The organism is Exiguobacterium sp. BMC-KP (assembly GCF_001275385.1).
In the GTDB taxonomy this organism is placed as follows: domain Bacteria; phylum Bacillota; class Bacilli; order Exiguobacteriales; family Exiguobacteriaceae; genus Exiguobacterium_A.
The window spans coordinates 90,729-117,477 of sequence record NZ_LGIW01000011.1; the positions used below are offsets into that span (position 1 = coordinate 90,729).

The 26,749-nt window shown below is 40.6% G+C and carries 23 protein-coding genes; 13 read left to right on the plus strand and 10 right to left on the minus strand.

Annotation, left to right across the window (positions count from 1 at the left end; genetic code table 11):
* Positions 1 to 83: 83 nt before the first annotated feature.
* The 6 genes from ADM98_RS00870 to ADM98_RS00895 form a co-directional block, all read right to left on the minus strand.
* Complete coding sequence (locus tag ADM98_RS00870; protein ID WP_053451832.1) at positions 84 to 1,019, minus strand: S8 family peptidase; 936 nt, start codon at positions 1,017 to 1,019, stop codon at positions 84 to 86.
* 77 nt (positions 1,020 to 1,096) lie between these two features.
* Positions 1,097 to 1,678: a hypothetical protein gene (locus tag ADM98_RS00875; RefSeq protein WP_053451833.1), complete on the minus strand. Its 582-nt coding sequence runs from the start codon at positions 1,676 to 1,678 to the stop codon at positions 1,097 to 1,099.
* Between the two features lie 140 nt (positions 1,679 to 1,818).
* Positions 1,819 to 2,205: a hypothetical protein gene (locus ADM98_RS00880; RefSeq protein WP_053451834.1), complete on the minus strand. Its 387-nt coding sequence runs from the start codon at positions 2,203 to 2,205 to the stop codon at positions 1,819 to 1,821.
* A complete protein-coding gene (locus tag ADM98_RS00885) occupies positions 2,198 to 2,407 on the minus strand; it encodes a helix-turn-helix transcriptional regulator (protein WP_053451835.1) in 210 nt (69 codons plus the stop codon). The genes ADM98_RS00880 and ADM98_RS00885 overlap by 8 nt, the downstream gene beginning before the upstream one ends.
* A gap of 648 nt (positions 2,408 to 3,055) precedes the next feature.
* Complete coding sequence (locus ADM98_RS17705; protein ID WP_053451836.1) at positions 3,056 to 3,655, minus strand: DUF624 domain-containing protein; 600 nt, start codon at positions 3,653 to 3,655, stop codon at positions 3,056 to 3,058.
* A gap of 30 nt (positions 3,656 to 3,685) precedes the next feature.
* Positions 3,686 to 4,810: a GntR family transcriptional regulator gene (locus ADM98_RS00895; protein ID WP_053451837.1), complete on the minus strand. Its 1,125-nt coding sequence runs from the start codon at positions 4,808 to 4,810 to the stop codon at positions 3,686 to 3,688.
* Between the two features lie 367 nt (positions 4,811 to 5,177).
* On the opposite strand from ADM98_RS00895, the gene ADM98_RS00900 reads away from it, so the two are divergent.
* From ADM98_RS00900 to ADM98_RS00955, 13 genes are all read left to right on the plus strand, one after another.
* Entirely contained in the window at positions 5,178 to 6,527 is a 1,350-nt protein-coding gene (locus ADM98_RS00900) for an ABC transporter substrate-binding protein (protein ID WP_053451838.1), read from the plus strand.
* A gap of 67 nt (positions 6,528 to 6,594) precedes the next feature.
* Positions 6,595 to 7,491 (plus strand): carbohydrate ABC transporter permease, encoded by an 897-nt coding sequence (locus tag ADM98_RS00905; RefSeq protein ID WP_053451839.1) that lies wholly within the window; start codon positions 6,595 to 6,597, stop codon positions 7,489 to 7,491.
* A gap of 72 nt (positions 7,492 to 7,563) precedes the next feature.
* Complete coding sequence (locus tag ADM98_RS00910) at positions 7,564 to 8,406, plus strand: carbohydrate ABC transporter permease (RefSeq protein ID WP_082318466.1); 843 nt, start codon at positions 7,564 to 7,566, stop codon at positions 8,404 to 8,406.
* 70 nt (positions 8,407 to 8,476) lie between these two features.
* Positions 8,477 to 9,874, plus strand: coding sequence for an arabinan endo-1,5-alpha-L-arabinosidase (locus tag ADM98_RS00915; protein ID WP_053451841.1), 1,398 nt, complete (start codon positions 8,477 to 8,479; stop codon positions 9,872 to 9,874).
* 278 nt (positions 9,875 to 10,152) lie between these two features.
* Positions 10,153 to 11,844 carry a ribulokinase gene (gene araB, locus ADM98_RS00920; RefSeq protein ID WP_053451842.1) on the plus strand — a complete coding sequence of 564 codons (1,692 nt, stop codon included), beginning with the start codon at positions 10,153 to 10,155 and terminating at the stop codon, positions 11,842 to 11,844.
* Positions 11,838 to 12,536, plus strand: a complete 699-nt coding sequence (araD, locus tag ADM98_RS00925) for an L-ribulose-5-phosphate 4-epimerase (protein WP_053451843.1) — start codon at positions 11,838 to 11,840, stop codon at positions 12,534 to 12,536. The genes araB and araD overlap by 7 nt, the downstream gene beginning before the upstream one ends.
* A 33-nt stretch (positions 12,537 to 12,569) precedes the next feature.
* Positions 12,570 to 14,057 carry an L-arabinose isomerase gene (gene araA / locus ADM98_RS00930; RefSeq protein ID WP_053451844.1) on the plus strand — a complete coding sequence of 496 codons (1,488 nt, stop codon included), beginning with the start codon at positions 12,570 to 12,572 and terminating at the stop codon, positions 14,055 to 14,057.
* Positions 14,058 to 14,100: 43 nt separating this feature from the next.
* Entirely contained in the window at positions 14,101 to 15,627 is a 1,527-nt protein-coding gene (locus tag ADM98_RS00935) for an alpha-N-arabinofuranosidase (protein ID WP_053451845.1), read from the plus strand.
* Position 15,628: 1 nt separating this feature from the next.
* The gene (locus ADM98_RS17285) at positions 15,629 to 15,868 is read left to right on the plus strand and encodes a DUF6171 family protein (RefSeq protein WP_160315905.1); all 240 of its coding nucleotides are present in this window, start codon (positions 15,629 to 15,631) and stop codon (positions 15,866 to 15,868) included.
* 17 nt (positions 15,869 to 15,885) lie between these two features.
* The gene (locus tag ADM98_RS00940) at positions 15,886 to 16,884 is read left to right on the plus strand and encodes an aldose epimerase family protein (RefSeq protein ID WP_053451846.1); all 999 of its coding nucleotides are present in this window, start codon (positions 15,886 to 15,888) and stop codon (positions 16,882 to 16,884) included.
* The gene (locus tag ADM98_RS00945) at positions 16,881 to 18,050 is read left to right on the plus strand and encodes a sn-glycerol-1-phosphate dehydrogenase (RefSeq protein ID WP_053451847.1); all 1,170 of its coding nucleotides are present in this window, start codon (positions 16,881 to 16,883) and stop codon (positions 18,048 to 18,050) included. The genes ADM98_RS00940 and ADM98_RS00945 overlap by 4 nt, the downstream gene beginning before the upstream one ends.
* Positions 18,047 to 18,994 carry a glycoside hydrolase family 43 protein gene (locus ADM98_RS00950; protein WP_053451848.1) on the plus strand — a complete coding sequence of 316 codons (948 nt, stop codon included), beginning with the start codon at positions 18,047 to 18,049 and terminating at the stop codon, positions 18,992 to 18,994. The genes ADM98_RS00945 and ADM98_RS00950 overlap by 4 nt, the downstream gene beginning before the upstream one ends.
* Entirely contained in the window at positions 18,991 to 19,935 is a 945-nt protein-coding gene (locus tag ADM98_RS00955; RefSeq protein ID WP_053451849.1) for a glycoside hydrolase family 43 protein, read from the plus strand. Before ADM98_RS00950 ends, ADM98_RS00955 begins: the two co-directional genes overlap by 4 nt.
* Before the next feature lie 146 nt (positions 19,936 to 20,081).
* Here ADM98_RS00955 and ADM98_RS00960 read toward each other — a convergent pair whose 3' ends face one another.
* From ADM98_RS00960 to ADM98_RS00985, 4 genes are all read right to left on the minus strand, one after another.
* Positions 20,082 to 21,824 (minus strand): methyl-accepting chemotaxis protein, encoded by a 1,743-nt coding sequence (locus tag ADM98_RS00960; protein WP_053451850.1) that lies wholly within the window; start codon positions 21,822 to 21,824, stop codon positions 20,082 to 20,084.
* 729 nt (positions 21,825 to 22,553) lie between these two features.
* Entirely contained in the window at positions 22,554 to 23,201 is a 648-nt protein-coding gene (locus ADM98_RS00970) for a hypothetical protein (RefSeq protein ID WP_053451852.1), read from the minus strand.
* 145 nt (positions 23,202 to 23,346) lie between these two features.
* Positions 23,347 to 25,086 (minus strand): methyl-accepting chemotaxis protein, encoded by a 1,740-nt coding sequence (locus tag ADM98_RS00975; protein WP_053451853.1) that lies wholly within the window; start codon positions 25,084 to 25,086, stop codon positions 23,347 to 23,349.
* A 463-nt stretch (positions 25,087 to 25,549) separates the two neighbouring features.
* Positions 25,550 to 26,617, minus strand: coding sequence for a hypothetical protein (locus ADM98_RS00985; RefSeq protein WP_053451855.1), 1,068 nt, complete (start codon positions 26,615 to 26,617; stop codon positions 25,550 to 25,552).
* Between the last annotated feature and the right edge of the window lie 132 nt (positions 26,618 to 26,749).

A 26,749-nucleotide genomic window follows, 5' to 3' on the forward strand; every position in this document is an offset into this window, starting at 1 on the left:
AGGATGACTAAAGTAAAAGCTCTTCATTTATAGCAAATGAAGAGCTTTTACTAACGAAATTTTTGAGATGAAATCATAAAATGTTATTTATGATTTTTAACATATTCAATTGCAGCTTCAATATCAATCAATCCATTTCCATATTCTATTTTATCTCCTAGTGGAACTGCAGTTTGAATTAAAATGTTTTTAATTTCATGATTAGAAAGTTTAGAGTCATATTCTTTTAATAATGCAGCGCTTCCTGCTACGAAAGAAGCTGCAATAGAAGTTCCATCAATATATGCATATTTATTATTTAATGAGGTTGTGAGAATATCCTTTCCTGGAGCCATTAAATCAATTTTGCTTCCTATACTTGATTGAGACCATCTTCTGTTGTCTTTTTTGACTGCGCCAACACTTAATACTTCTTTATATTTTGCTGGATAAGCAATATAATTTCCCTTTCCTTGATAACCTAAATTGCCGATTGCAGAAATTAAAAGAGTACCATTCTGATCGGCTTTTTTAATCCATTTTTCAAGTTCACTATTGGGTTTCAGACTTCCCAAACTCATTAATACGATATCGATTTTATGATCAATCGACCATTTTAATCCTGTAATCACATGTTCGAAATCTCCACTTTTGTTATCATTCAAAACCTTGATTGAATATATATCAGCTTGTGGGGCTATGCCTGTAATTCCTACATTATTTTTTTGAGAATTAATAATTCCACCTAGTTGGGTACCATGTCCGTTATTATCTTTAGAACTCGATTCTTTAGTGAAATTTATACTTTTTTTAATATCTAAATCTCGATGATCATAATCTATTCCAGTATCAAGTATGGCAATTGAAATTCCTTTACCTTCAAGTTTGAATTTATTTTTAGTTTCGTTAACTTTAAGTGCATTGATGCCCCATTGATTTTTTTCTATGATTTTATTTTTACTTTTTTTATTATCTTCTAACCAAAAAAAGAATCCAATAACTAAAAGTAAAGCAAGTAAGGTAACTATGATTTTTTTCATTGTCTAGTATCATCCTTAATAATATTTAAAAAATCACTTATAAGCTCATAACACAAGCTCATAAGTGATTTTTTTATTTATTCAAAACATGCGCTATAAACAGATCCGACGTTAAAAATCTCGATTACTGCAGCGACAGTATCAGGTCCAGATTTTTTAGCAGCAGCTTTTACAGCAATTTTGATTGCAGCTGATTTAGTAGCTTTAAACTTACGAGCTGAATTATATGATTTAATCAACGTTTTAGTAAACGTTGTAGCTCCACCTGCAGTTTTGATGATGGATTTTAATTTTGTGATTTTTGCAATAGGGAATACATTTGTAGCGATTGCTAAGCCGATAGCAGAAGCACAACCGACGACTCCAAATGCTACAACATCACCTTCTTCTTTAACGACAACCCCATCAGAGACGTTATCTTGTAAATAATCTACTACTGCTTCGTCTCCTTCGTTGATAACATCCTCTGGAAGAGTCTCTACAGCAGCGAATACTTCTTCAAGGTCTTTTGCTTGCTCCTCTGAAATATATGTATCATTTTCAAGACCTGCTTCTTCAAGAGCAACTTGATCTGAATCAGCTGCAGATACACTTCCAACTGCAGAGAAGATTAGAACTCCCGAAAGAATAGAGCTCATTAATTTTTTGTAGAAAGACATAGAAAAAACCCCCACTTTTATTTTAAAATTTCCAACAAAGTAAATAATAAACAAATATCAAAAGAAAGTAAATAGAAAATTCCTTTTATCTGTAAATAATTTGTTGTTTTAAAATAAGCATGGAAGTTATTGTGAAAACATTAATTGTATGATTTTGCTTTAAAGAATTCGATGATTGGCAGAATAACTAAAGCTAAAGCGAAAATTATTATAAGATCAATATTTGGTTCTCCGTCCTTGAATTTATCAAAACAAATAAATAGAAAAATTAAAATTGTTAAAATTTTATAGCTAATCGACGAACTTTCCAATGTCACCTTTTTTCCTAATTCATCGTTTGGAATAAGCTTTTCATCTTTCCCTGATTGCGACCAAGTAAAATATGAGAAAAACATAATCAACAACAAGGCAAGCTGTACAATGGAGAAGAAGTTTATATAATTCTCGATTACCATGCTTGTAATTACTCCACCTGTTAATACGATAAAAGAAATTAAAAATACGATAGTTTTATTTTTTTTATTCATGACTATTCTCCTGTCCAAAAAGAAATAAGATATCAATGCGTGTTTCTAGCACCTCAGAAATTTTAAAAGCTAATTGTAGTGTAGGATCATACTTATTATTTTCAATTGCATTTATGGTTTGCCGACTAACATTACAGGATTGTGCAAGTTCATTTTGAGAAATGCCCAATTCTTTTCTTTTGGATTTTATAATATTATTCAAATGGTTCCCCCCGAAAAAAATGTCAAATACTTTTTACACTTTAATATTAGTATCTTCACTGATAAATGTCAAATACTTTTTACAGTTTAGTTAGTGATGTAATAAGTTGATTATAGATTTTTGCGAAAAAATGGATGTTTTATCAGATATAAATTAAACTTCAATTCACTTATTGTATGAATTATTGTCAACGGAATTAAGAATGCAATAGATATATATAATTTACTGACTGTATAATTATGTGTAACACACCGCTTTTTAAAATTGAGAAAGATGTGTTAGATATGGTAAGAGGCATGACGACTTGGAGTATAGATCTGAAATAGGGAATAAATCCTTTATGGTGCATAAGTATGAACGTAACATTGATGTCTATCGTGCGAATACATATAAGAATAATCAAAAAAATGGTAATACGATCTTATTTACTGTATATAAATACACATACAAAAAAACAGCACTGAAACTTTAATAGTTTCAGTGCTGTTTTTTCGTGATTTTCAGATACCCAAGGAATAGATGCTTGTGACCAATTAGTATCTCCCATGAATATCAATCACTTTATTTTTTAATTGTTTACTTATCTAAAAGAATGGCCATCGATTTTTGGCATACTCATATTTGATGAGATATCATTCACAACGATAATTATGATTTAAGCATTGTGCGATCCAGCTGATGTAAATATAGTTTAGTTGTAAGAAATATAACGAACGAGAAGCCGAACAATAAATAGAGAGGTGATTGATATGCCAATACACTCAATGTCGTGAGTAAAAGAAACGAAAGCAATAAAACATACCCATAACGTACTAAACTAAAAAGGGCTAACTTAAGCGCATCCTTTTTATTCAGCTCATAATGCGAGAGAATCGGAAATAAGAAAACGGAAATAGCTAAAAAGGACAAGCTGACAATTGAGAGACCTGTAAATAAAAGAGTCTGTCCCGTTTCGAGGTGACGAATGATTAAAAAATCAATCAGTAAGAACAGTAAGATGAAGGTCCACAAAATGCCGAACTTTAAATGATACTGCAACGCTTCTTTAAAAAAATGAATGTAGGATCGAAAAACACTGTAATCTTTATGCACTGACCATTGTCTCGTGACGGCAGTTAGTGCATACAGAGATGGAAAGATCGTGATGACTGGTAAAAGGGTGATGAAGAAAATGAAGTTCAATTGTACGAGTCCGGTAGTAAATTCAAGAAGTTGAAATAGCTTGTTTTGTTCATGCTTTAAGTTCATAAGTACCTCCCCCGACGTTCTCCTCAAAAATTAACCAGATTTAGATTCGAGACGATTAAATGGTGCTGTTGAGTTACGAATAATTAGTTCCGGTTCATAAATGTGAGAGGAAGGGGCTTCTTTTTTCTCCACTGCTGCGATGATCCGTTCTGCTGCAGCACGTCCAAGTTCTTGTTTCGGATGGATGATCGAAGTCAACTTCACTTCTGTGGCCACTGCAAGGACGGAATCATCATAACCTACAAGGGAGATATCTTGCGGGACAGATAGACGTAGCTTCCTTAACTGATCCAAGACACTTAAGGCTAGTTGATCATTGTAGCAAACCGCAGCACTTGGACGATGATCCTCACTCTCGAAGAGGCGTCCAATCGAATCATAGAAACTTGGAACTAACTCTTCCGTGGTATAAGTGATGATCAATTCTGACTCTAAAGGAATATTGTACTCACGAAACGCACGGAGGAATCCGCGCATTCGATAAACTCCCTGTAAATCATCCGTTTTAAATAAGCCCATGATACGTTCATGACCAAGATTGATTAAATGTTCTGCTGCTAAAAATCCACCTCTTTCGTCATCCATCATGAGATGAGGAGGCATCAATTGGGAGTAATACTGGTTAATCATCAAGTAGGGGATGTTTTGTTGCTCAAGTTCTAGATAATATTTGATGTTCGGATTATGGTTACTACTTTTGGTTGGTTCAACAATTAATCCATCAACTTGACGATCTAACATCATTTCGAGGCATTGACGTTCTTTCTCTACATCATTGTCTGTACACGAAAGTGTCAGAGTATATCCTTTCGAAGCTAAATGAGATTCGATTCCTCGAATGATGGATGGAAAGATGTAATCAGACATATAGGTTGTAATCACACCGATATTCTTGCCGTTATTAGAGCGCTCGATTACCTCAGCTTCTGGTTTAGGAAGTACGTGGGAGCAGTAAGTTCCTGAACCTTGTTCGCGGTACAAATAGCCTTCATTCACAAGCTCTCCAACTGCTTGGCGAATCGTGTGCCGACTAACTTGGAAAGATTGTACAAGTTCACTTTCAGGAGGAATTTTTTCACCAGGATGTACTGTGCCATCCTTAATCCAATCAAGTATATGATTCTTCACGATGCTATATTTTGTCCGTTGTGCCATAAGGCGTCCCTGCTTTCTCTCTTGTATCAGCAAACTTATCCGTACAAGATATGATAGTACTTACATATTAGCAAAGATTTGTCCGGTTTGCTATGGATTTAAGAGAAAATCAATCGATAAATCATTTAAATGTACGTACAAAAAAGAAATAAATGACAAAAAATCAAATTGACATGTCCGAATGTGTGTAATAGACTCAAATTGTGCAGAAAACGCTTTCATTGTCCATTTAACTTGTTTTAATTGTCTTTTGTTATAGCGTTGTGTGGGCTTCGCTATAAAAAATATCGTATTTGCTTAAATAAATATGTACGTACATCTTAATTCCGCTTTGACATTGAAAATTAAAGCACTGGAGGAATTCACAATGAACCTTAAAACAAAGAAGATGTTTGCGCTTACAATGACTGCCTTGATGACGACATCAATAGCATTAGCTGGTTGTTCAGGAGATGGTAAAAGTGCGGATGGAAAAGTCGAACTCACATTCATGTTTCGCGGGAATCCTGAAGAGCTAAAAGCGTACAAAGCAACAGTGAAACGATTTGAAGAAGCCAATAAAGACGTGAAAGTGACAATGGTACAAACAGCTCCGGACCAATATGATACAAAATTAAAATCTGCTATCGCAGGACGTAAAGTACCCGATGTCTTTTTCTACAATCCGGCTCAAGTCAAAGCTTACGTGAACTCGGGTGTACTACTAGATATCACAAAGAACGTCGAAGGATCGAAGGACATCCAGTTAGAGGATATCTGGAAAAAAGGTGTTGATAAATACCGGTATGATGGAAAGGTGCTTGGCAAAGGCGCTATTTACGGTCTTCCAAAAGATTTAGGACCATTTGCGCTCGGCTATAATAAGACGATGTTCGAAAAAGCAAAGGTATCACTTCCGGATAAAGACAAACCATACACGTGGGATGAGTTTATTCAGGTAGCTAAGAAGTTAACGAAGGATACGAACGGTGATGGGAAATTGGATCAGTATGGCACTGGATTTAACGTGAACTGGGCATTGCAACCATTCGTCTGGAGTAATGGGGCAGACTGGATCAATGAAGAGGGAACGAAGGTAACGATTGACGATCCAAAATTCATCGAAGCCCTACAATTTTTTGTGGACCAGCAGTTAAAACATAAAGTAACTCCATCTATTGGAGAGTCACAAACACTCGATACGTATCAACGGTGGATGAAAGGGCAACTGGCGTTCTTCCCAGTCGGTCCTTGGGATATGGCAGCTTTCAAAGATCAATTAAAGTTCGAATATGACCTTCTTCCATGGCCAGCAGGATCAACAGGGAAAGCAGCTGGTTGGGTTGGATCACTCGGAATCGGTGTAGGGTCAACGACGCAACATAAAAAAGAAGCGACAGAACTAGCCATGTACTTATCTGCCAATCAAGAAGGACAACAGGCTTTGGTAGATGCACAAGTACAATTACCGAACAGCATGAAAATCGCTAAAAATTGGGTAGAAGACACATCCATTAAACCTGCTAATAAACAGGAGTTCCTTGATTTGATCAATGATTACGGACGCGGTATGCCAGCAGAAAAAACATACACTGCTGAATGGTATGACGAGTTCTTCAAAAACATCCAGCCTGTCCTCGATGGAAAAACATCAGTGGAAGACTATGTGGAAAAAGAGCAACCAAAAATGCAAAAGTTGCTAGATGATGCCATCGCTCAAGAGAAACAGGCGAACTAACTAGAGGTAATGAGTCGGGTGGCGTAAGTCGCCACCTGAATCTCTAGTGTAGAAAGGATGGAAGACAATGAAGACAAAACCGATTTCCAAGTTATATCGTACGGAGCAACGGTATGCTTACCTATTCGTTGCGGCTCCGATAATTGGGTTCTTTCTGTTTGCTTTAATTCCGTTAATGTATTCCTTCTATGGTGCATTCACGAACTGGAACGGACTTGGACAAATGAAGTTTATTGGTCTTGAAAATTTCATTAACGTGTTCCAAGACGAGTATTTCTATAAAGCCATGTACAACACGCTGTTCATGATGATTGGGATTCCCATTGGTATCGTATTAGCGTTATTACTTGCCCTCGCTTTGAATCGAGGGATTTTTGGTACAAATACGTTCCGGGTTATCTATTACATTCCCGTCATTTCTTCCATCGCCGCTGTCTCGATTTTGTGGCAGTGGGCATATAACGGTGATTATGGTTTGGTGAATCAGTTCTTAGACTTAATCGGTATCGATGGTCCAAACTGGCTCCAAAATGCTAATACCGTTAAACCGGCGTTGATCGTCATGGCAATTTGGAAAGGTCTTGGCTATACGATGCTCTTGTATTTGGCAGCCTTGCAGAGTGTACCGCGTTCCTATTATGAAGCGGCGAAATTAGATGGTGCGAATGCCTGGCACTGTTTTTGGTATATTACACTCCCGATGGTTAAACCTGTCACCTTCTTCATCATCGTGACGAATATTATTGGTGGTGCGCAAATCTTTACGGAAATCAACGTCATGACACCGACAGGAGGACCGGAGTATTCATCTGCTTCTGCCGTCTTCTACATTTGGCAAAAATCCTTTGGAAACTTCCAGCTCGGTTATGCTTCAGCAATGGCGCTCGTTCTCGGTCTTTTCATTTTCATCGTTACCTTGTTCCAATTCCGTATGAACGAAAAATCATCATTTGACTTGGATTGAGGCGTTAATACCTTAGAAAGGAGAATGACCATGCAGTTAGCTCTTACCCGTAAAAAAGAAAATGTAGAGACGATGTCCGTGAAGAAAAAAGATCGGATTACTGATATCTTCGTCTTTATCTTTCTGACGATGGGTGCAATCGTCATGATCGCACCCTTATTATGGATGGTGTCAACCTCTCTGAAATCGAAAGATGAAGTGTTTTCACTTCCGCCCGTGTGGATTCCTACCGACATATCGTTCAATAAGTATTTTGAGATTTGGAATATGGGTCCGCTCTTGTCTGGTATATCAAACAGTCTGATTGTCGCCCTATCTGTCACGATCGTTGGAACATTCACCTCGAGTCTCGCGGCATTTGCGTTCGCTAAGTTGAATTTTAGGGGGAAGAATAAAATCTTCCTTCTCTTGTTTGCGTCTGTCATGATTCCGTACCCTGTCCTGATGATTCCACAGTTTATGATGTTCTCAGAAATCGGATGGGTCGATACACTTCTTCCGTTGATCGTACCTGGTTTATTCGGAAATATTTTCATGATTTTCTTCTTACGTCAGTTCTTGAACAGTATTCCGAATTCTATCATCGAAGCTGCAAAAATTGACGGGTGTTCTTATTTTCAAATCTTTTATAAAATCGTCTTCCCGTTGATCAAGCCCGCTGTAGCCGCACAATTAATTCTATGGTTCATGGCTATCTGGAACGATTATCTCGGTCCAATTCTTTATCTCAACTCTCCCGAGAAACAAACCTTACAATTGGTCATCGCCAATTTTAATGCATCCTATGCCATCCAAAGTGATTATCCGTTAATCATGGCGGCGTCTGTTGTCGCATTATTACCGATGTTAGTCGTCTTCATGATTTTTCAGAAGCAAATCATCGAATCGATTGCCATTTCTGGTGTTAAAGGGTGAGGGGTAATGAAAAAATGGAACACCCGTCTTTGCTTAAGACGGGTGTTTGTGATTAAAGGAGGAAAACAGTATGAAAAATATGGTGATGGGGATGGTTGTCTTGTTCATTGTAGGTTGCGCTTATTTTTGGTGGTCTACCAATGCATCGCTTCAGGATTTGGATTTACCGAAAGCGCCATTCGATAAGAAGGTAATGGATGTACAACCCGATGTTTTGAATCAAGAAAAGAAGTGGACAACAAACTTTACGCATGATGGGGCAATCATAAAGGAAGGTGATACCTACTATGTGTTCTCGACAGATTATATGGTAGGAGGTGCACCGACACCGGGCATCCAGGTTCGGAAATCAAAAGATCTCATTAATTGGCAATTCACAGGTCGTGTATTTGATGAAGTCTCTCAAGAAGCGTTCAATTGGACAGGAGGAAATACATTTTGGGCGCCCTCCATTACGAAAATCAAAGACACATTCTACCTCTACTATTCTGTCTCAAAAGTTGGGAGTCGTACTTCATACATTGGTATGGCGAGCGCTTCAAATGTTGAAGGACCATGGCGCGATCAAGGAGTCGTCATCGCGTCTAAAGAAGGGGATGGAAAAACGGTCAATGCGATTGACCCTCACGTGCTCCAAGACAAAACAGGAAAATGGTGGATGACGTATGGATCCTATTTTGGTGGTATCTTCTTGACGGAAATCAATCCGAATACGGGCAAATTGATGAAGAAGTCATCAGAAGGTAAGTTACTTGCTAAGCGAAAAGATATGACGATGGGAATAGAAGGTCCAGAAATTCTATACAACGCAAAAACAGGTTATTACTACTTGATGGTTTCATATGGTTGGTTAGAAGATTCATATAACGTAAGAATTGGGCGATCAAAATCGCTCGATGGACCCTATGTTGATTCTCGCGGGCGTGATTTACGGGATACTTCGGATGAATCATTTGATACTGGTTTAAAAATTGTTGGCTCCTACCGTTTTGGGGGAGACGACGGTTACGTGGGGACCGGTCATTCTGCATTTTTACAGGATGGAGAAGATACTTTTATTATCCATCAAGCTCGACCAAGCGAAGATATCTATTGGTCGCAATTGCAGGTCCGAAAAGTGTATTGGACAAAAGAGGGTTGGCCAGTGGTTTCGCCTGAACGATACGCAGGTGAAAAGAATATCAGTGTTCAAAAAGACCAGATCGTTGGAGAATGGGAAATCATTATTTTTCCACGATTTGATGATGGTCAGCAACAATCAAGAAAGCTGAAGTTGCAAAAAGAGGGCACTCTTCTTGATGAGGAAGGTTCGTGGCAATTAAAGGGGGACATCCTTAGTCTACGCATTGGGCAAGAGAGGTATGAGTTACGGGTCGGTGCGGCGTGGGATTGGGAAAATTGGAAATCCACGATCATCATGACAGGTCTTAGTGAGGACGGAACAGCAGTTTGGACAAAAAAACGTTAAATTAATTATTTGTACGGACAAATAACTATATTAAAGAAGATTAACAGTTTGATAATTAGAAAAAAACGTAAATAAATGCGTATTTTTCTGAAAAATGATTGCTTATTCCTAAATAATTGATACAATCATAGTGTAAGTTATACGTACAAATTTATTGTTTATTTAAGTTTTCTACACGAATTTTGAATATTTGTCCGGATGAAAATGAGGGAGTGCCCACACACTTTATTTTTTCTTCTGAAATGTAAGCGTATTCTTTTTGGGAGTAGGGTGATGAAATGTCGAAATATACAATCGGAATTGATTATGGCACGCAATCAGGTAGAGCCGTCTTGATTGACGTCGAAACAGGTCATGAAGTGGCGACTGCAGTCAAACCATATACACATGGAGTAATAGATCAATTTTTGCCTGATGGAAAAACACGGCTTGAACATGACTGGGCACTCCAACATCCGCGTGATTATTTAGAGGTCCTGGAATTGACGATCCCCGCAGTTGTCAAAGAGGCAGGTATCACGAAGGAACAAGTCATTGGGCTTGGTATCGACTTTACAGCTTGTACGATTCTACCGATCGATGTCGATTTGAATCCGTTGTGCTTCCGTGAAGAGTATCAACATAATCCGCATAGCTATGTGAAGTTGTGGAAGCATCATGCAGCTCAAGATGAGGCAGACGCTTTGAACCGTATTGCGAGTGAACGAGAAGAACCATTCCTAAAGCGCTACGGCGGGAAAATTTCATCTGAATGGATGATCCCGAAAGTCTGGCAAATCCTAAACGAGGCACCCTCCATTTACGAGGCTGCTCACGAAATTTTAGAGGCGACGGATTGGGTCGTTTCTCAGCTAACTGGAAAAGTGGTACGAAATAGTTGCACGGCTGGCTATAAAGCGATCTGGCACAAACAGGAAGGCTATCCTTCTAAAGAGTTTTTCAAAGCGTTAGATCCACGACTCGAGAACGTAGTCGAAGAGAAGCTTTCCAATGACATCGCACCCATCGGTGCCAAAGCAGGAGAATTAACAATATCCTTTGCAGAACGAATCGGTCTCCTTCCGGGAACTGCCGTTGCCGTAGGGAATGTAGATGCTCATGTTGCAGTACCTGCGGTCGGGATCACGGAACCTGGTAAGTTGTTGATGGTAATGGGAACGTCTACTTGTCATATCCTGCTTGGTGAAGAGGAACAGGTCGTACCCGGTATGTGCGGTATCGTCGAAGACGGAGTCCTACCGGGGTTAATGGGATATGAAGCTGGTCAGTCCTGTGTCGGAGATCATTTCGAATGGTTCATTGAAAACTGTGTACCAAGTGATTATTTGCAAGAAGCAAACATTCAAGGAGTTAGTGCGCACCAATTATTGACCGATAAGGCAACGATGCAACGCGTCGGCGAACATGGATTGATCGCTCTTGATTGGTGGAACGGAAATCGTTCTACACTGGTAGATACGAATCTGACGGGCGTACTTCTAGGTGCAACATTACTGACGAAACCAGAAGATATCTACCGCGCATTGATCGAAGCGACTGCTTATGGCACGCGAACGATTGTCGAAGCATTTCGAACAAGTGGTGTTCCCGTCCATGAAGTATACGCTGCAGGAGGAATTGCGGAGAAAAATGCCTTGATGATGCAGATTTATGCCGACGTCCTAAACATGGAGATCAAGATTTCAGCCTCTTCTCAAACTCCAGCTTTAGGATCTGCTATGTTCGGTGCCGTAGCCGCAGGAGCAGAACGAGGTGGTTATGCCACCATCACTGAAGCAGCGACGAAGATGGGACGTGTAAAAGAAAAAACATATCTTCCGATTCCAGAAAACGTTGAAGTGTATGAGGCGCTGTTTGCTGAATACACGAAGCTATACGATTATTTCGGTCGTGGAGAAAATGATGTGATGAAGCGATTAAAGAAAATTAAGGCGGAAGCGTCACGTCAGAAAGGGGAACCAGTATGGTGAGTCGTCAATTAAAAGAAGAAGTGCTTGAAGCGAACCTAGCATTACCGAAGCATGACTTGGTCACCTTTACGTGGGGGAATGTTAGTGGGATTGATCGAAATGCGGGTTTGGTCGTCATCAAACCGAGCGGTGTCCCGTATGATGCTTTGGCGATAGAGGATTTGGTCGTAGTCGATTTAGAAGGCAACGTCGTCGAGGGCAATCTTCGTCCATCTTCTGATACGCCAACACATTTGGCTTTGTATCGGGCTCTGCCTGAGATAGGAGGCATTGTCCATACGCATTCCCCTTGGGCGACGAGCTGGGCGCAAGCAAAGCGAGCGATTCCTGCCTTTGGGACGACACATGCCGACTACTTTTACGGAGAAATTCCGTGTACACGTGAATTATCTGATGAAGAGATCGAGACGGCGTACGAGCTGGAAACCGGAAACGTCATCATTGAGACGCTGAACGAACTGCATTTAGAACCTGTTGCCGTACCCGGTGTACTGGTCGCAAATCATGCACCTTTTTGTTGGGGCAAGGATGCGGATGAAGCCGTACACAATGCAGTCGTACTTGAGGAAGTAGCCAAGATGGGTATTCATGCCTTGAATCTGAATCCAGGATTAGCACCCATCAAACAAAGCATCTTAGATAAACACTACTTGCGCAAACATGGAGAAAACGCCTACTACGGTCAGAAATGATAGGTGCACATAGCTAGATGAGGGGGATTTTAAATGTTGACAGCAAATACACACGAATTTTGGTTCGTGACAGGAAGCCAGATGCTCTACGGTGAGGAGGTACTTCGTCAAGTCGAAACACATTCGAAAGAGATGGTCTCAGGATTAGATGCAGCGGATGTCTTCCGAGATCGAATTGTTTACAAGGGAGTCGTCAAAAATGCAGAAGAAATTCGGCAGATGATGTTGCGGGCGAATGCTGATGATGCCTGTGCCGGTGTGATCACATGGATGCATACCTTCTCACCATCGAAAATGTGGATCAGTGGGATGCGTGTGTTACAAAAACCTTTGCTTCATTTTGGAACACAGTTCAATCGTGACATCCCGTGGGATGCGATCGATATGGATTTCATGAACCTCAATCAGTCGGCGCACGGTGATCGTGAACATGGTTTTATCACAAGTCGGATGAACGTGAAGCGAAAAGTACTCGTCGGACATTGGGAAGATGAACTCACACGCCAAAAGATGTCATCTTGGATGAATGTGGCACATGCGTTAGCGGAAAGTAAGAACTTAAAGGTCGCGCGTTTTGGTGACAACATGCGGAATGTAGCGGTGACGGAAGGTGATAAAGTCGAAGCCCAGATTCAACTGGGCTGGACGGTCGATGGGTATGGTGTCGGTGATCTCGTCACCTATATGAATGCGGTATCGGAGTCGGATTTAGATGACTTGATGGAAGAATATCGCACGCGGTATGAAATGACGATTCCTGGAATGGAAGAAGAAGCATTCCAGGAATCGGTCCGCTATCAAGGGCGCATCGAACTCGGCATGAAAGCTTTTCTTGAAGCAGGTGGATACACGGCCTTCACGACAACCTTCGAAGACCTACATGGCATCAATCAACTACCTGGACTAGCCGTCCAACGATTGATGGAGCAAGGGTACGGGTTTGCTGGAGAAGGAGACTGGAAAACCGCAGCACTTGTTCGACTTATGAAAATCATGGCGAGCAACGAACGGACATCTTTCATGGAAGACTATACTTATCATTTTGAACCAGGCAACGAGATGGTACTCGGAGCGCATATGCTCGAGATTTGTCCGACGATTGCGGTCGATAAGCCTAGAATCGAAGTTCATCCTCTCGGAATCGGAGATCGTGAAGCGCCAGCGCGGATGGTATTCGAAGGACAGAATGGCAAGGCACTAAACGCTAGTCTGATTGATTTAGGACATCGCTTCCGTCTCTTGGTAAACACAGTCGAGGGCATCCAACCTGAGGAAGCAATGCCGAATCTTCCGGTGGCACGTGTTCTATGGAAAACAGAACCATCGATGGCTCAAGCTGTCGAAAACTGGATCCAAGCCGGGGGAGCGCACCATACTTGTTACTCGTACGAAGTAACAACTGAACAATTGCGCGACTTCGCAGAACTTCTGAACATTGAAATTACTGTTATCGATAAAGAAACGGAGACGGTTCGATTTAATAATGAGTTACGTTGGAATGAACTGTACTATCGACCATAATTTATTGGGACCTTGCTAGGTCCCTTTTCTTGGAGGAGATACTATGAATAACCAACTCGTCACATCAACGTTAAATACAAAAGAAGCGGCAACACAATTGATCGTCAACGTGGATTTACCAAAAGGTAAAATCAGTAAACATATCTATGGACACTTTGCGGAACACCTCGGGCGTTGTATTTATGAAGGTCTTTGGGTCGGTCCGGAGTCGACCATACCGAATACAGATGGCATTCGGAACGATGTACTAACAGCATTGAAGAAATTGAACATTCCGGTCTTACGCTGGCCGGGTGGGTGCTTTGCAGACGAATACCACTGGAAAGATGGTATCGGACCGAATGAAAACCGAAAACGGATGGTCAATACACATTGGGGTGGCGTCGTTGAAAACAATCATTTCGGAACCCATGAATTTATGCGTCTTTGTGAACTACTAGAGTGTGAGCCTTATATTTGTGGAAACGTGGGAAGTGGAACCGTCCAAGAGATGTCTGAATGGGTGGAGTACATGACGTTCAATGGTGAGTCACCGATGGCGAACTGGCGTCAGGAGAATGGCCGTATAGAGCCATGGTCGCTTACGTATTTCGGTGTTGGTAACGAGAACTGGGGTTGCGGTGGAAATATGCGTCCGGAATATTATGCCGACCTATATCGACGCTATCAGACCTATGTGCGTAACTACGAAGGCAATCAACTCTACAAGATTGCTGGTGGTGCAAACATTGATGATTATAAATGGACTGAAGTTCTTATGCGTGAAGCGGGTACGATGATGGATGGTCTCAGCCTTCACTATTACACGATCCCAGGCGATTTTTGGTTAGGTAAGGGATCAGCGCTAGACTTTACGGAAGATGAATGGTTCCTCACCTTGAAACGTGCCTATTACATGGATGAACTGATCACAAAGCATGGACAAATCATGGATCAATATGATCCAGATAAGCGGGTCGGTCTCATCATCGATGAATGGGGAACATGGTTTGACGTTGAACCAGGAACAAATCCAGGCTTCTTGTATCAACAAAACTCTATTCGGGATGCGCTCGTCGCAGCAATTCACTTCAATATCTTCCATAAGCATAATGACCGTGTTCACATGGCGAATATCGCGCAAATGGTCAATGTGCTTCAAGCGATGATTTTAACGGAGGGAGACCAGTTCATTCTCACGCCGACATACCATGTCTTTGAGATGTATCGTGTCCATCAAGATGCTGAACGTGTCGAGCTAGCAGCCATCACGCGTGACTATGTATCCAAAGAAGAATCGATTCCTTCTGTAAATGCGACAGCTTCTCGCGATTCTGATGGTGTATTGCATATTAGCCTCTGCCAGCTCGATCATCAAAACAGCGATAAGGTCGAAATTGATCTGCGAGGAATGGGTACGATTTCGGACGTATCAGCGCGCATTTTAACAGCAGATCATCTCAATGCCCATAATACATTTGAACAACCAGACGTGGTTGCGCCACGTGAGCATGAGGTCAAGGTGACGGAAGACGGGAAGCTCATCATGGATGTTCCAGCGATGAGCGTCATCACACTGGCGGTTCGCTGAGATGAAAGTCGTCGAGACAAGACGGTGTCGTACTTGTCCTCCAACAGAAGTAGACACTGATTGGTTATTGACCATCGACGCGGAAGTCATGGCACAAGTCACGGACGCTGAATATCAGGAACGTCTTCGTCAATGTGCAGTCTGTTCGTTTTACCAGGACGATACCTGTTTGAAATGCGGATGCTATGTCTCTTATCGGGCACGCCTTGCAACGAAGCATTGTCCGGTGAAGGTTTGGTGAAAAAGGAGCGACTTGAGATGGAACGACAAGAAGTAATAGATCAGACGGCATTTACGCTCGAGAACGATATGTGTCGTTTACGTATATTGACATATGGAGCAACCCTGCAAGAGTTTTCGATTCAGGATGAGGGATGGAAAAACCTCATCTTGTCTTACGATACAGTTGAAGAATACAAGACAGACACATATTACTTGGGCGCGACGGTCGGCCGTGTGGCTGGGCGAATCGAGGACGGAACATTCGATATGGACGGTGCCACGTATCATTTGCCTCAAAACGAAGGGAAACATCATCTTCACGGAGGAGATGGCTTCCACTGTCGATTCTGGAAAGTGGAAGACGTATCCAATACGCATCTCATTCTTCGGTATGTAAGTCCTGATGGTGAGAATGGCTATATGGGTGCACTCGATGTCAGAGCTTCGTTTGTATTGTTAAAAGACGGTGTCAAGATTACGTATCAGGCAATCAGTGACACAGATACAGTGGTTGATATGACAAATCATACGTATTTCAATCTAAGTAGCGGAAACCGAGATATCTTACAGCATGAATTGACGTTACCGGCTAATCAATTTGCTGAGCTTCGAAATGATTTGATTCCTACAGGTCGCCTATTGGATGTCGATCAGACCCCTTTCGACTTCCGATCAGGACGAATGCTGGGAGATGGTCCAGCTTCAAGCCATCCACAAAATCAACTCGTCAATGGTTATGATCATCCTTTTTTATTCGACGACCAACGAAAAGCGACGCTGTACGATCCTGAAAGTAAACGCTCCTTGATGTTGTCTACGACTGCACCTGCTCTCGTGCTCTATTCAGGAAACCAGATGAATGAAGAAACGATGTTACGTGAGGGACGCTCTCGAAAATATTATGGTGTTTGTCTGGAGCCTCAACATCTTCCTGACGCCGTTCATCACAGTAATTTTCCTTCTATCCAATTATCGGCGGGGCAGACGTATCACTGGGAAACGGAATATCGTGTCGGGAAAGGAGTCAGTCGATGAACCTCGAACAGATACAAAAGCAGGTTGCTACATGTTTTTGTGGAAATCCACACCATCCGATTTCGATTGAGCAAATCAATGCCTCGGAAAAGGTGTGGCAATCGCTAGTCAAGTTTGTGCAGAAGAAAGAGTGGCGGCATCTTCTCGTCATCGCTGATGTCACTACGCAGACGGTCGGTTATTCCCCGTTGCAGAAAGCATTGATGACGGTAGGAATTGATGTCACCTTAGTCACGCTCTCACCGAACAAACAAGGGGACGTCGCAGCTGATGAACTAGCAGTTGTACAAGTAATGCTCGAGCTGAATGATAGTGTGGATGCATTGATTGCACTTGGAGCAGGTACCATTCATGATGTGACGCGGTTTTGTGCTGCGAAAGCAAAAATCCCATTCTTATCTGTGCCGACCGCTCCTTCAGTGGACGGATTTACTTCAAAAGGAGCCCCCTTAATCATAAGAGGGAAGAAAATCACCTATCAGCTCGTCTCACCAATTGCAGTATTCATCCCAAGCGACATTATCCGTGATGCACCTCGTGCGTTAGTGGCGGCAGGTGTCGGCGACATGCTTGGGAAGTACACCTCCTTACTGGATTGGCGTTTTGGTGCCTCTGATGGACAAGAACCCTTTTGTCCTGTAGTTGCTCGATTGACAGAACAAGCTTTATTCGATTGTGTAAAAGCTCTACCAGATATCTATGCAGAAAAAGCGGAAGGTTTAGATCAGCTGATGGATTCATTGATTTTATCAGGAATTGCGATGTTGATTTTTGGACACTCACATCCTGCATCTGGTGGAGAACACCACCTCTCTCATTACTGGGAGATGGACTTCTTGACACACGAACGTCCGGCGGTCTTGCATGGCACCAAAGTTGCAATTGCGACGATGGAACTCATCGATACCTATAAAACGATGATTCAAGAGCAGTCTACTGTACCGAGGGAGATGGGGGAGTGGGCGACTCAGCTCCCGACACGACAGAAGATGGAGTCCGTTTTTAATTCGTTACAAGCCCCGATTCGACCAGAGGAAATCGGTATTTCACCCCTTCTCCTGGCGAGTAGCAAGAGAGAAGCGTATCGGCTTCGCGAAAGACACACCCTGTTAAAACAGTTGAGCTTACAAACGACCCACTTTGAAACAGAGGAGCGTTCATTATGACAGAGACAATCGTAAATCCAATCGTAGAACAACGCGCGGATCCATGGATCATGCGTCATACAGATGGCTATTATTATTTTACGGCGTCCTTACCTGATTTTAGCGGGATTCCGCTACGTCGCGCTCAGACGCTCGGGGAATTGACTGGAGCAGAAGAGAAAGTCGTGTGGAAGAAGCGCTCCACTGGAATTATGAGTGCCAACATTTGGGCGCCAGAATTGCATTATATTCAAGGGAAATGGTATCTCTATTTCGCGGCGGCACGTGAAGATGCTATTTTTGATCATCGCATGTACGTTCTCGAGAATGGTTCAGCCAATCCGTTGGAAGGCGAATGGGTGGAAAAAGGACGAATCAAGACTTGGAAAGAATCGTTCGCCCTCGATGCAACAACTTTCGAGCATGAGAACCGGTTATATTACATTTGGGCTCAGAAAGATCCTGAAATTGAAGGGAATTCCAATCTCTATATTTCTGAAATGGAGAATCCTTGGACATTGACAGGGCCCCAGACCATGATTGCAACACCTGAATATTCATGGGAAAAAGTCGGCTTTCTGGTGAACGAAGGACCTGCTGTTATGAAGCGGAATGGACATATATATGTGACGTTCTCGGCAAGTGCAACAAATCATAACTATTGTGTAGGTCTTCTTCGTATCGATGAAAAAGAAGATATGTTAGATGCCACTCATTGGAAAAAATACCCGCAACCCATTCTTACGACAAATGAGTCAATTTGTGAATACGGACCAGGTCATAACAGTTTCACGACACTCGCAGATGGGACCGATATAATTGTCTATCATGCGCGGAACTATAAAGAAATCGAAGGTGATCCATTATGGGATCCGAATCGCCATACGTATATACGACCATTTTCTTGGCAGGGAGATATGCCTATTTTTAAAAACAGGATGGTCAACAAGGAGGTCACACGATGAACCAGACAGAGGATCGGAATCTTGTTTTAGAGCAACGGGCAGATCCATGGGTGTATCTTCATTCTGATGGTTATTATTATTTCACAGCATCCGTTCCCGAATACGATCGAATCGAATTGCGTCGTGCTAGATCTCTTCATGAACTAAAAGATGTAGAAGCGGTGACAGCTTGGGTCAAACCTGATACTGGTCCGATGAGTGATCTGATTTGGGCACCCGAATTACATCATATTCATGGGAAATGGTATCTTTATTTTGCAGCTGCGAAGTCACGTGAAATTGTAAACGGACTCTTTGATCATCGCATGTTTGTGTTAGAGAATGGTTCGGACAACCCGCTAGAAGGCGAATGGATAGAACGAGGACAAATTGAAACACAGTGGGATTCATTTGCCCTTGATGCGACCGTGTTCGAACATCAAGATGTTCATTACTTAGTATGGGCACAAAAAGATCCTTTCATCGAAGGGAACTCGAACCTATATATCGCTTCTTTAAAGAATCCTTGGACCATTCAAAAACCGCAAGTCATGTTGACAAAGCCAGAGCTTGATTGGGAGACAAAAGGCTTTCTGGTGAACGAAGGACCTGCAGTCCTGAAGCGTCACGGACAAATCTTCATTACGTATTCTGCTAGTGCAACGGATGAGAATTATTGCATGGGTATGTTGAGTGCTTCAGAAGACGATGATCCACTGAATCCGGATGTTTGGGAAAAGTCATTGCGGCCAGTCTTCGCGACGAACGATGCGGCTAGCCAATATGGACCAGGACATAATAGCTTTACGATAGATGAGCAGGGACGCGACGTTATTGTCTATCATGCACGGACCTACACGGAAATTGAGGGTGACCCTTTGTACGATCCGAATCGTCATACACGGGCACAGATCTTTACGTGGGGTATTGATAAGAAGCCATATTTTGATAAGCCGATTTAAGTAGAATCAATACTAGCTTTTTACTCATATGAAATATAGTGAATGTCGTATACGCGTCGAGTTAAACGGCCATGAAGTCAAAACAAAACATCCCCTTTGTAGAGCAATTCTACAAAGGGGATGTTTTTTGGTGAAAGATATTACCCTTAAATCTTAAAGCGATTTGTCCCTTTTTCTAAAACCTCTGTCGTTTCGTTTAAAGTGACAACTAAGTCATGCAAAGCGGTGACCGTACCAATCATCTGTTCTGATGCTGCAGCGACTTCTTCGTTTCCTGCAGTATGTTCCTCGGCGACGGATGCAATCTCGCTTAACGCGTGACGAATGCGATTTTCTGATTGAAGGACGTTCTGCATTTGACGCGCCATATGTTGTGAAGACTGGGACACGACATCGACGTGTTCTGTCAATCGACTAAAAGATTGATCCGTATCAAGGATGGATTGCTTACCGGCCTCTGTCTCACTGACTGTCTCAGTAAAACTTTTTTCCATCGATCGAGTACTGATGAGGACATTGTTTACAATAGAGGAGATTTGACTGACGTTTTCTGCAACGTGCATGGAGAGATTCTTCACTTCAGAAGCGACGACGGCAAATCCTTTCCCTTGCTCGCCGGCACGAGCTGCTTCGATCGCAGCATTCAGTGCCAGGAGATTGGTTTGTTCAGAGATATCACGAATGATAGAAATGAGACCTTGGATTTCTTCTGATTGTCGATTGAGCTCTTGCACTTGATTCGTTGAACGTTGGACGTGAGAATGGATGACGTTCATTCGCTCGACAGACTGATGCATGTGAGCGCGACCCTCTTGTGTCAATTCATTCATCTCGATCGTAGCGTTATTAATATTCGTGCTGACTTCATCCGTACTCTGAATCAAACCTGCGAACGCATTCATCTCTTCGTTGAGAGAATGAGTCACGTGAGTCTGGCTCTCAGTTCCTACAGCAATCTCTGTCATCGTATGCGCGATTTGCGACGATCCGTCGAGTACTTCCTGTGAACTGGAATCGATGGTTTTACTAGTTTGAGTGATCACTGTAGAAGTTTTTTTGATTTCGCCAATCATCTTACTCAACATGTCGTTCATGTCTTGCATCGATACTGCAAGGGAGTGGATCTCATCGTTTGCGCTCACCTTCAAATCTCGTAATCGAAGATCCGCATTTTTTAAATCACCTGCTGCAATGAATTGAGCGACCTCTTGGAGCGTACGAATTGGATCAAGCTTGCGCATAAGAATCCACCGTAAGTAAATCAATGTGATGCCAAGGAAGAGGATGAGGCCTAAAAAGAAGAGCGGGAAGTTTTGTTTAGCGAGAGCCATCGTGAGTTCATGGACCTCATCTGCTGAAATATCCCCACCTAAAATACCAATAACGCTGCCGTCAGTGGATTTAATCGGAACAAAAACACTGATATATTTACCGTATGTCTTGTCTTCGATGATATCAGTAGCGTGTGTCTTACCTGAAAGAACGTCTTTTACGTCTTTGTAAGAAGCGCCGGTTGAAGGTTCTCCGATGTCACTGGCGCTCTCCGAAGAGCTACCATCTACCATGAGCTTTACGTGATCATCTTCTACGAGTGCGGTATAAGTATATAGAAGACCATTTTGCAGACGCAGATCATCTAACTGAGAACGAAGCTTCTCATAATCTGTTCCTTCTTCAGGCTGAGCGAGAAAACGCTCATAGGTTGTGGGATCAATTTGTTTTGAGATCCTTTGGAGATCTTGAATAGCTGTCTTTTTGAGAGTAGACAGTGCCGTTTGTGTGGTGTTGAAATAGAGGGCGACGTTACTGAACAAGAAAAATAAAAGAAGAATCATACCGATAATAAGGGATAGTCTGTTTCTTAAAGAATGCGTACGTTTGTTTTGCATACAAGTCCTCCTGAGTTTTTTCCATACAGACAGTAATATCGGTATATGTTATCAATTGTTTAGATTATCCTCTGAAGTAAAAATTTTCAGATAGTGAAGCGAGTGTAAAGTCTTTTGTCAACACTAGTCACTTGATAGACGAATGTAAATAAAAAAAGCCACATTACATTATTAAAGAGGAGTCGTTCCAAAAATCATTGCAGTTAGTAATTTTTCCTCTACCTTTTAAGTATTCATCTACAACTAAAGCAATCTAAGAGATTCTCGTGTTGGAAGCAAAAGAAATGGAGAAACATATACTTTTAAGAAGTATATGTTTCTCCATAGGTTTCTATCTGTTGCTTTATCTAATGCTGAGTTAATCTTACTGAGAAAGTTCAGTTTTTTCTCTTTGGTTTTGTGTGGCAGCACGAAAAATAGACCGATTTGATAAGAGTGGTTTCAGTAGTAATTGAAGAATAACAGCCTCGATGATAGATAAAAGAATCAAAATAAGTACAGAACCGATGTGCAATGCTTCATTTAAATAACACACGTTTAAAATAAATAGTAAAACCAAATGAACGACGAAAGTAATCTTATCCAAAGGATATACCTCCTCCCATGTGACCGATTCATCTGCCTAAAAACTTAAGGTACGAATCAGCGAACGGATGATCAAATAAATATGACATATTACCGTGTATACCCTTCTTCTAGACAATTCTATCGTTCAAAAGTGACGAAAAATTAGTCAGTGAGAAATGATAGCGCATTTTTCCAATTCCCAAATCTTAGCTTGATCATTGGAACAGATGGTCCTACATTATTTTTTAGCCATTTTCGATATTGCGTTATGGTGAGGTTACACGTATTAAAATCTATTTGGGCAGACTCCAGGGCTTTCAGACAATTTTTTTTCGATTGGGCCTCACCTGAAAGATATCCATGGTAAGTTAAAGCTAGTTTCCAGCTCCCGTGATGATGTGTAATGTTACTAGCACTCATCATAGAAGGGTATTTTTTTCTCAATTCAGTATACTGACGTACAGTAAATGAAGGACCGATTTTTTTAGAACATAAGTGTAAGCTTTCTTCTATTGATAATTTGTTCTGAATCAATATGGGCTTTTCTTTTGGGGTACGACTAATTGATGTTTTTTGTGGCTTAGCAGATGCTTTTATCACGCCATTTTCAATTAAAAAATTCTTCCACGTTCCGTAAAGTTGAAGGACTTCTTCATATGGTGGGTATGGAAGGAATTCCGTAAGAGTGATGTAATGGCTTGCCTTTATTGGCGTAGTATGAATTTGCTGAAGTCCTTGAATTAAACGGACCATTTTTTCTTTCTGAATAGCAGGAGAAAGTGAAGAAAAAGAATTTAGCTGTTCAGTCATATTACGATAAATCCCTTCTATTATTTATTACTTACGAGTGTTTTAAAAAAAACTTTAATGGTTCATAGAGTTTATCTTAAAAATAAATTAAAAGAAACGGAAAGGTGCTTTAAATTTTAAAGGTCACCTTTCCGTATAGAAAAACTTAAATATCAAATTTTTTCGATTCTGATTCCAAATGATTCGTTCGCTCATTCAAGTTTTCTACTAAATCGTGCAATGTAGTGATGGTAGCAATCATCTGCTCCGATGCAGCTGCCACTTCTTCATTACTTGCTGTGTGTTCTTCTGCAACTGCAGCTATCTCCTCAAGCGCCATTCGGATTTTTTGCTCAGAAGCTAAAACATGATTCATTTTCTCAGTCATATGTCTGGTTGACGTAGAGACGTCTGTAACCTGAGTAGATAGATTCTCAAATGTCTTATCCGTTTCAAGAACAATTTGCTTACCACTCTCCGTTGCTTGCACTGTAGTAGAGAAACTCTGTTGCATTTGAGCGGCACTCGTCTCGATTGAGGTAACGATTGAGGCGATTTCACTTACACTACTAGCAACATGACTCGACAGATTTTTCACCTCTGTAGCGACTACAGCAAATCCTTTACCTTGTTCACCAGCTCGAGCGGCTTCAATAGCTGCGTTAAGCGCAAGAAGATTGGTTTGTTCCGAAATACCACGAATGATTCCGACTAAAGCTTGAATATCAGAAGATTGTTGTTTCAACTGCTCGACCTGATCTGCAGATTGAATGACTTGTTGATGAATGTGATTCATTCTTTCTACTGACTGTTGCATTTGGTCACGTCCAATTTTTGTTAACGAAGCCATATCTATGGTTGTCTCTTGAATGGTCCGACCAGATTCGGAGGCAGTTTGAATCAGCGAAGAAAAACTTTGCATTTCTTCATTTAAAGACAGTGTGACATGGGTCTGGTTCTCTGTACCGATTGCGATCTCTCCCATTGTACGCGCAATTTGTGTAGAACCATCTAATACTTCTGTCGTGCTGTGATCGATTGAATGACTGGTCGTCGTGACAAGATTTGATGTTTGTTTAATATCAGCAATCATTACTCGTAGCATCTCATTCATGTCACGAATGGAGATTGCTAACGCATAAATTTCATCTTTTGAAGGAATAGTCAAATCCGTTAATGTTTGTTTTGCTTGTTTAAGATGTCCTTTAGCAATTAGGTCTGCGACTGATTGCAATGTTTCGAGCGGTCTTAACTTTCGTCCAAGAACAATATATAACAAGGTAAGCGTTCCAAGAAGTAACAACAATAATAAGCCAATAAAGAGAGGAAGGTTTTGTTTTAACAAAGAAGTCGTTAATTCAGTGACTTCTTTTGCAGCAATATCTGTTCCTAAAATACCAATGACTTGACCCGAAGAACTTTTCAAAGGTACATACACACTGATGTACTCGCCATAATCAGGATCTTGAATGACATCAGTCGCAAAAGTTTGTCCTTTTAAAACATCTTTCATGTCTTTTGCTTTTGCTCCAGTCGCAGGGGAATCGATTTTTACAGCGTCCTTTGCAGGTAATCCATCTACTAAAAGATGAACTTTATTATTTTCTACTCGTGCTGTGTACGCATACATTAAGCCATTTTCCTTGCGAAGGGTATTTAATTGTTCACGCAATTGGTCGTACTTTGCTGATGGCGTTAGTTCATTTAGAAAGGATTCATATTTCTCTAAACTAATTGTATTTGCAATACGTAACGCATCTTTTTCAGCTGTAGCTTTTAAGGTAGATAATGCAGTCTGTTTAGTATTAAAGTAAAGTGATGCACTACTTATAATAAAAAATAAAGTAAAGATTAGTCCGATAATCAACAATAATCGAGTGCGAATGGAGTGTTTTTTCCCGCTCATGCTCAACCTCCTAAATAAATTGGTAACGAGAGTATAGTTCATATATCGGACTGGATGATGAAAAAGTAAATAGTATTTTCAATCACATATGTAACTATTTATACATCTATAAATTCGGGTATATACTAAACTATACTATTCTTAGTTTAATACGATAGAAGAAAAAACGACAACAAGCATTATTTCTAGCAATCTATAAGGAGGATTTGAAAATGTATTCTTATTCAGTTTCTGCTTATCAATCTAAATTCATTTTTGAAAACGAATTAAAAAGAAATGGTTTGACTACAAAAACTGCTAAGATCAAATTGTTTTCTTGTTTAGGATGTCGAACATTGATTCTATCAAAAACAGATGATTTGATTACCCATCATTGCTGTGGAGAAAAGAGGAAGTTCTTATGAGTCAACCACAACTCATTGTTTAAGATAGTTGAATGAACAAACGAAGCAGAAAGTAAGAATTATGACATTATTGTGTTCTTTTTTTCTGATATCCATTCCCATTTTATGTTCTTTCCTTTTCCGATACATCGTATCTGACCTTTATTTCGCAAAATACGCAACATTTTTTCGACAAGCTGTTTACCTGCCTCAGGATGATGTTCTAGCAACTGTTGTTTTGTGAAGGGTTCCGATTGAGAAGTTATAAACGTAAAAATTTGCTCCATCTTGATTTCGGAAATGGAACGGTTTTTATAAGCATTGATAAAGCCGCCTATTTCTTTGTAAGCTGTTAGAACAGTTTCTAAGTAGAATTGAGTCCATTGATGTAACGGTAAGATGGCATCGGCATCTTGATCTTTAAATCTTTGTAGAAAGCTGTCATGAAAACTGTTGTAGGATTCATTAAATTGTCGATCGAGTGAAAAGTAACATTGGATTCGATAATCAAATTGGTGAAGTAAGTAGATATTCAACAGCCTCATGAGTCTTAATGCATCATAATGACCTCTTATTTGTTTAAAGAATTTATGGAGTAATAACGGAATTGCAATTAAAGGATGCATTTTTTGGACTTCAATTGATGATTGAAATTCAAAAAATAACTTTTGAAGGTCAGCTGTAGAAAGACATTGACTAGTCGACGTGATGGAGTGGGGAAGTAAAGGGTTCTCGGGAAATAAACTTGTTTTTTCATTGAGTTGGTCTGTAGTCAAATGCTGATTTATTTCCTTATGAATAATATACACGATGCGAAAATCATAAACTGAATAGTCGATGTGATGATCATGTATATAAGAGAGGGCATCACGATGGCCAGCGAGCTCACGTTCTTGTATATGAAAAGGACTATACGTGTTTCTTACCAGTTGAATCATACGTTCTTCCGCTAAATGTATAGAAGTCAAATTATTTAATGCTTGAATCGTTAATAGGTTCGCTTGTCGTTGTAAATGTTTCATTAAAGAAGGGTACTGCAACTCTTTTTTATGTAAATGATGGTCATAGAATTCAATCTCATGAACGAATTCTAAAAGGTGTATATTCTCTTTGTAAGAATTCGTTGCACTTAGTGTATCAATTTTCATTATGTTCCTCCATTATTCTAAGTATAAAAATTATCTAGTGTATAATATTTTATCATTATTTCAATTATTTTGAAATACTGTTGTAAACTCGATTAACTATATCAAGATTTAACTAATAAAATTGTCTTTAAA

Bases quoted from the DNA above. Each gene is read 5' to 3' on its own strand.
- ADM98_RS00870 (WP_053451832.1), bottom strand. From the start codon at position 1,019: ATGAAAAAAATCATAGTTACCTTACTTGCTTTACTTTTAGTTATTGGA.
- ADM98_RS00875 (WP_053451833.1), bottom strand. From the start codon at position 1,678: ATGTCTTTCTACAAAAAATTAATGAGCTCTATTCTTTCGGGAGTTCTA.
- ADM98_RS00880 (WP_053451834.1), bottom strand. From the start codon at position 2,205: ATGAATAAAAAAAATAAAACTATCGTATTTTTAATTTCTTTTATCGTA.
- ADM98_RS17705 (WP_053451836.1), bottom strand. From the start codon at position 3,655: ATGAACTTAAAGCATGAACAAAACAAGCTATTTCAACTTCTTGAATTT.
- ADM98_RS00895 (WP_053451837.1), bottom strand. From the start codon at position 4,810: ATGGCACAACGGACAAAATATAGCATCGTGAAGAATCATATACTTGAT.
- ADM98_RS00900 (WP_053451838.1), top strand. From the start codon at position 5,178: ATGAACCTTAAAACAAAGAAGATGTTTGCGCTTACAATGACTGCCTTG.
- ADM98_RS00905 (WP_053451839.1), top strand. From the start codon at position 6,595: ATGAAGACAAAACCGATTTCCAAGTTATATCGTACGGAGCAACGGTAT.
- ADM98_RS00910 (WP_082318466.1), top strand. From the start codon at position 7,564: ATGTCCGTGAAGAAAAAAGATCGGATTACTGATATCTTCGTCTTTATC.
- ADM98_RS00915 (WP_053451841.1), top strand. From the start codon at position 8,477: ATGAAAAATATGGTGATGGGGATGGTTGTCTTGTTCATTGTAGGTTGC.
- araB (WP_053451842.1), top strand. From the start codon at position 10,153: ATGTCGAAATATACAATCGGAATTGATTATGGCACGCAATCAGGTAGA.
- araD (WP_053451843.1), top strand. From the start codon at position 11,838: ATGGTGAGTCGTCAATTAAAAGAAGAAGTGCTTGAAGCGAACCTAGCA.
- araA (WP_053451844.1), top strand. From the start codon at position 12,570: ATGTTGACAGCAAATACACACGAATTTTGGTTCGTGACAGGAAGCCAG.
- ADM98_RS00935 (WP_053451845.1), top strand. From the start codon at position 14,101: ATGAATAACCAACTCGTCACATCAACGTTAAATACAAAAGAAGCGGCA.
- ADM98_RS17285 (WP_160315905.1), top strand. From the start codon at position 15,629: ATGAAAGTCGTCGAGACAAGACGGTGTCGTACTTGTCCTCCAACAGAA.
- ADM98_RS00940 (WP_053451846.1), top strand. From the start codon at position 15,886: ATGGAACGACAAGAAGTAATAGATCAGACGGCATTTACGCTCGAGAAC.
- ADM98_RS00945 (WP_053451847.1), top strand. From the start codon at position 16,881: ATGAACCTCGAACAGATACAAAAGCAGGTTGCTACATGTTTTTGTGGA.
- ADM98_RS00950 (WP_053451848.1), top strand. From the start codon at position 18,047: ATGACAGAGACAATCGTAAATCCAATCGTAGAACAACGCGCGGATCCA.
- ADM98_RS00955 (WP_053451849.1), top strand. From the start codon at position 18,991: ATGAACCAGACAGAGGATCGGAATCTTGTTTTAGAGCAACGGGCAGAT.
- ADM98_RS00960 (WP_053451850.1), bottom strand. From the start codon at position 21,824: ATGCAAAACAAACGTACGCATTCTTTAAGAAACAGACTATCCCTTATT.
- ADM98_RS00970 (WP_053451852.1), bottom strand. From the start codon at position 23,201: ATGACTGAACAGCTAAATTCTTTTTCTTCACTTTCTCCTGCTATTCAG.
- ADM98_RS00975 (WP_053451853.1), bottom strand. From the start codon at position 25,086: ATGAGCGGGAAAAAACACTCCATTCGCACTCGATTATTGTTGATTATC.
- ADM98_RS00985 (WP_053451855.1), bottom strand. From the start codon at position 26,617: ATGAAAATTGATACACTAAGTGCAACGAATTCTTACAAAGAGAATATA.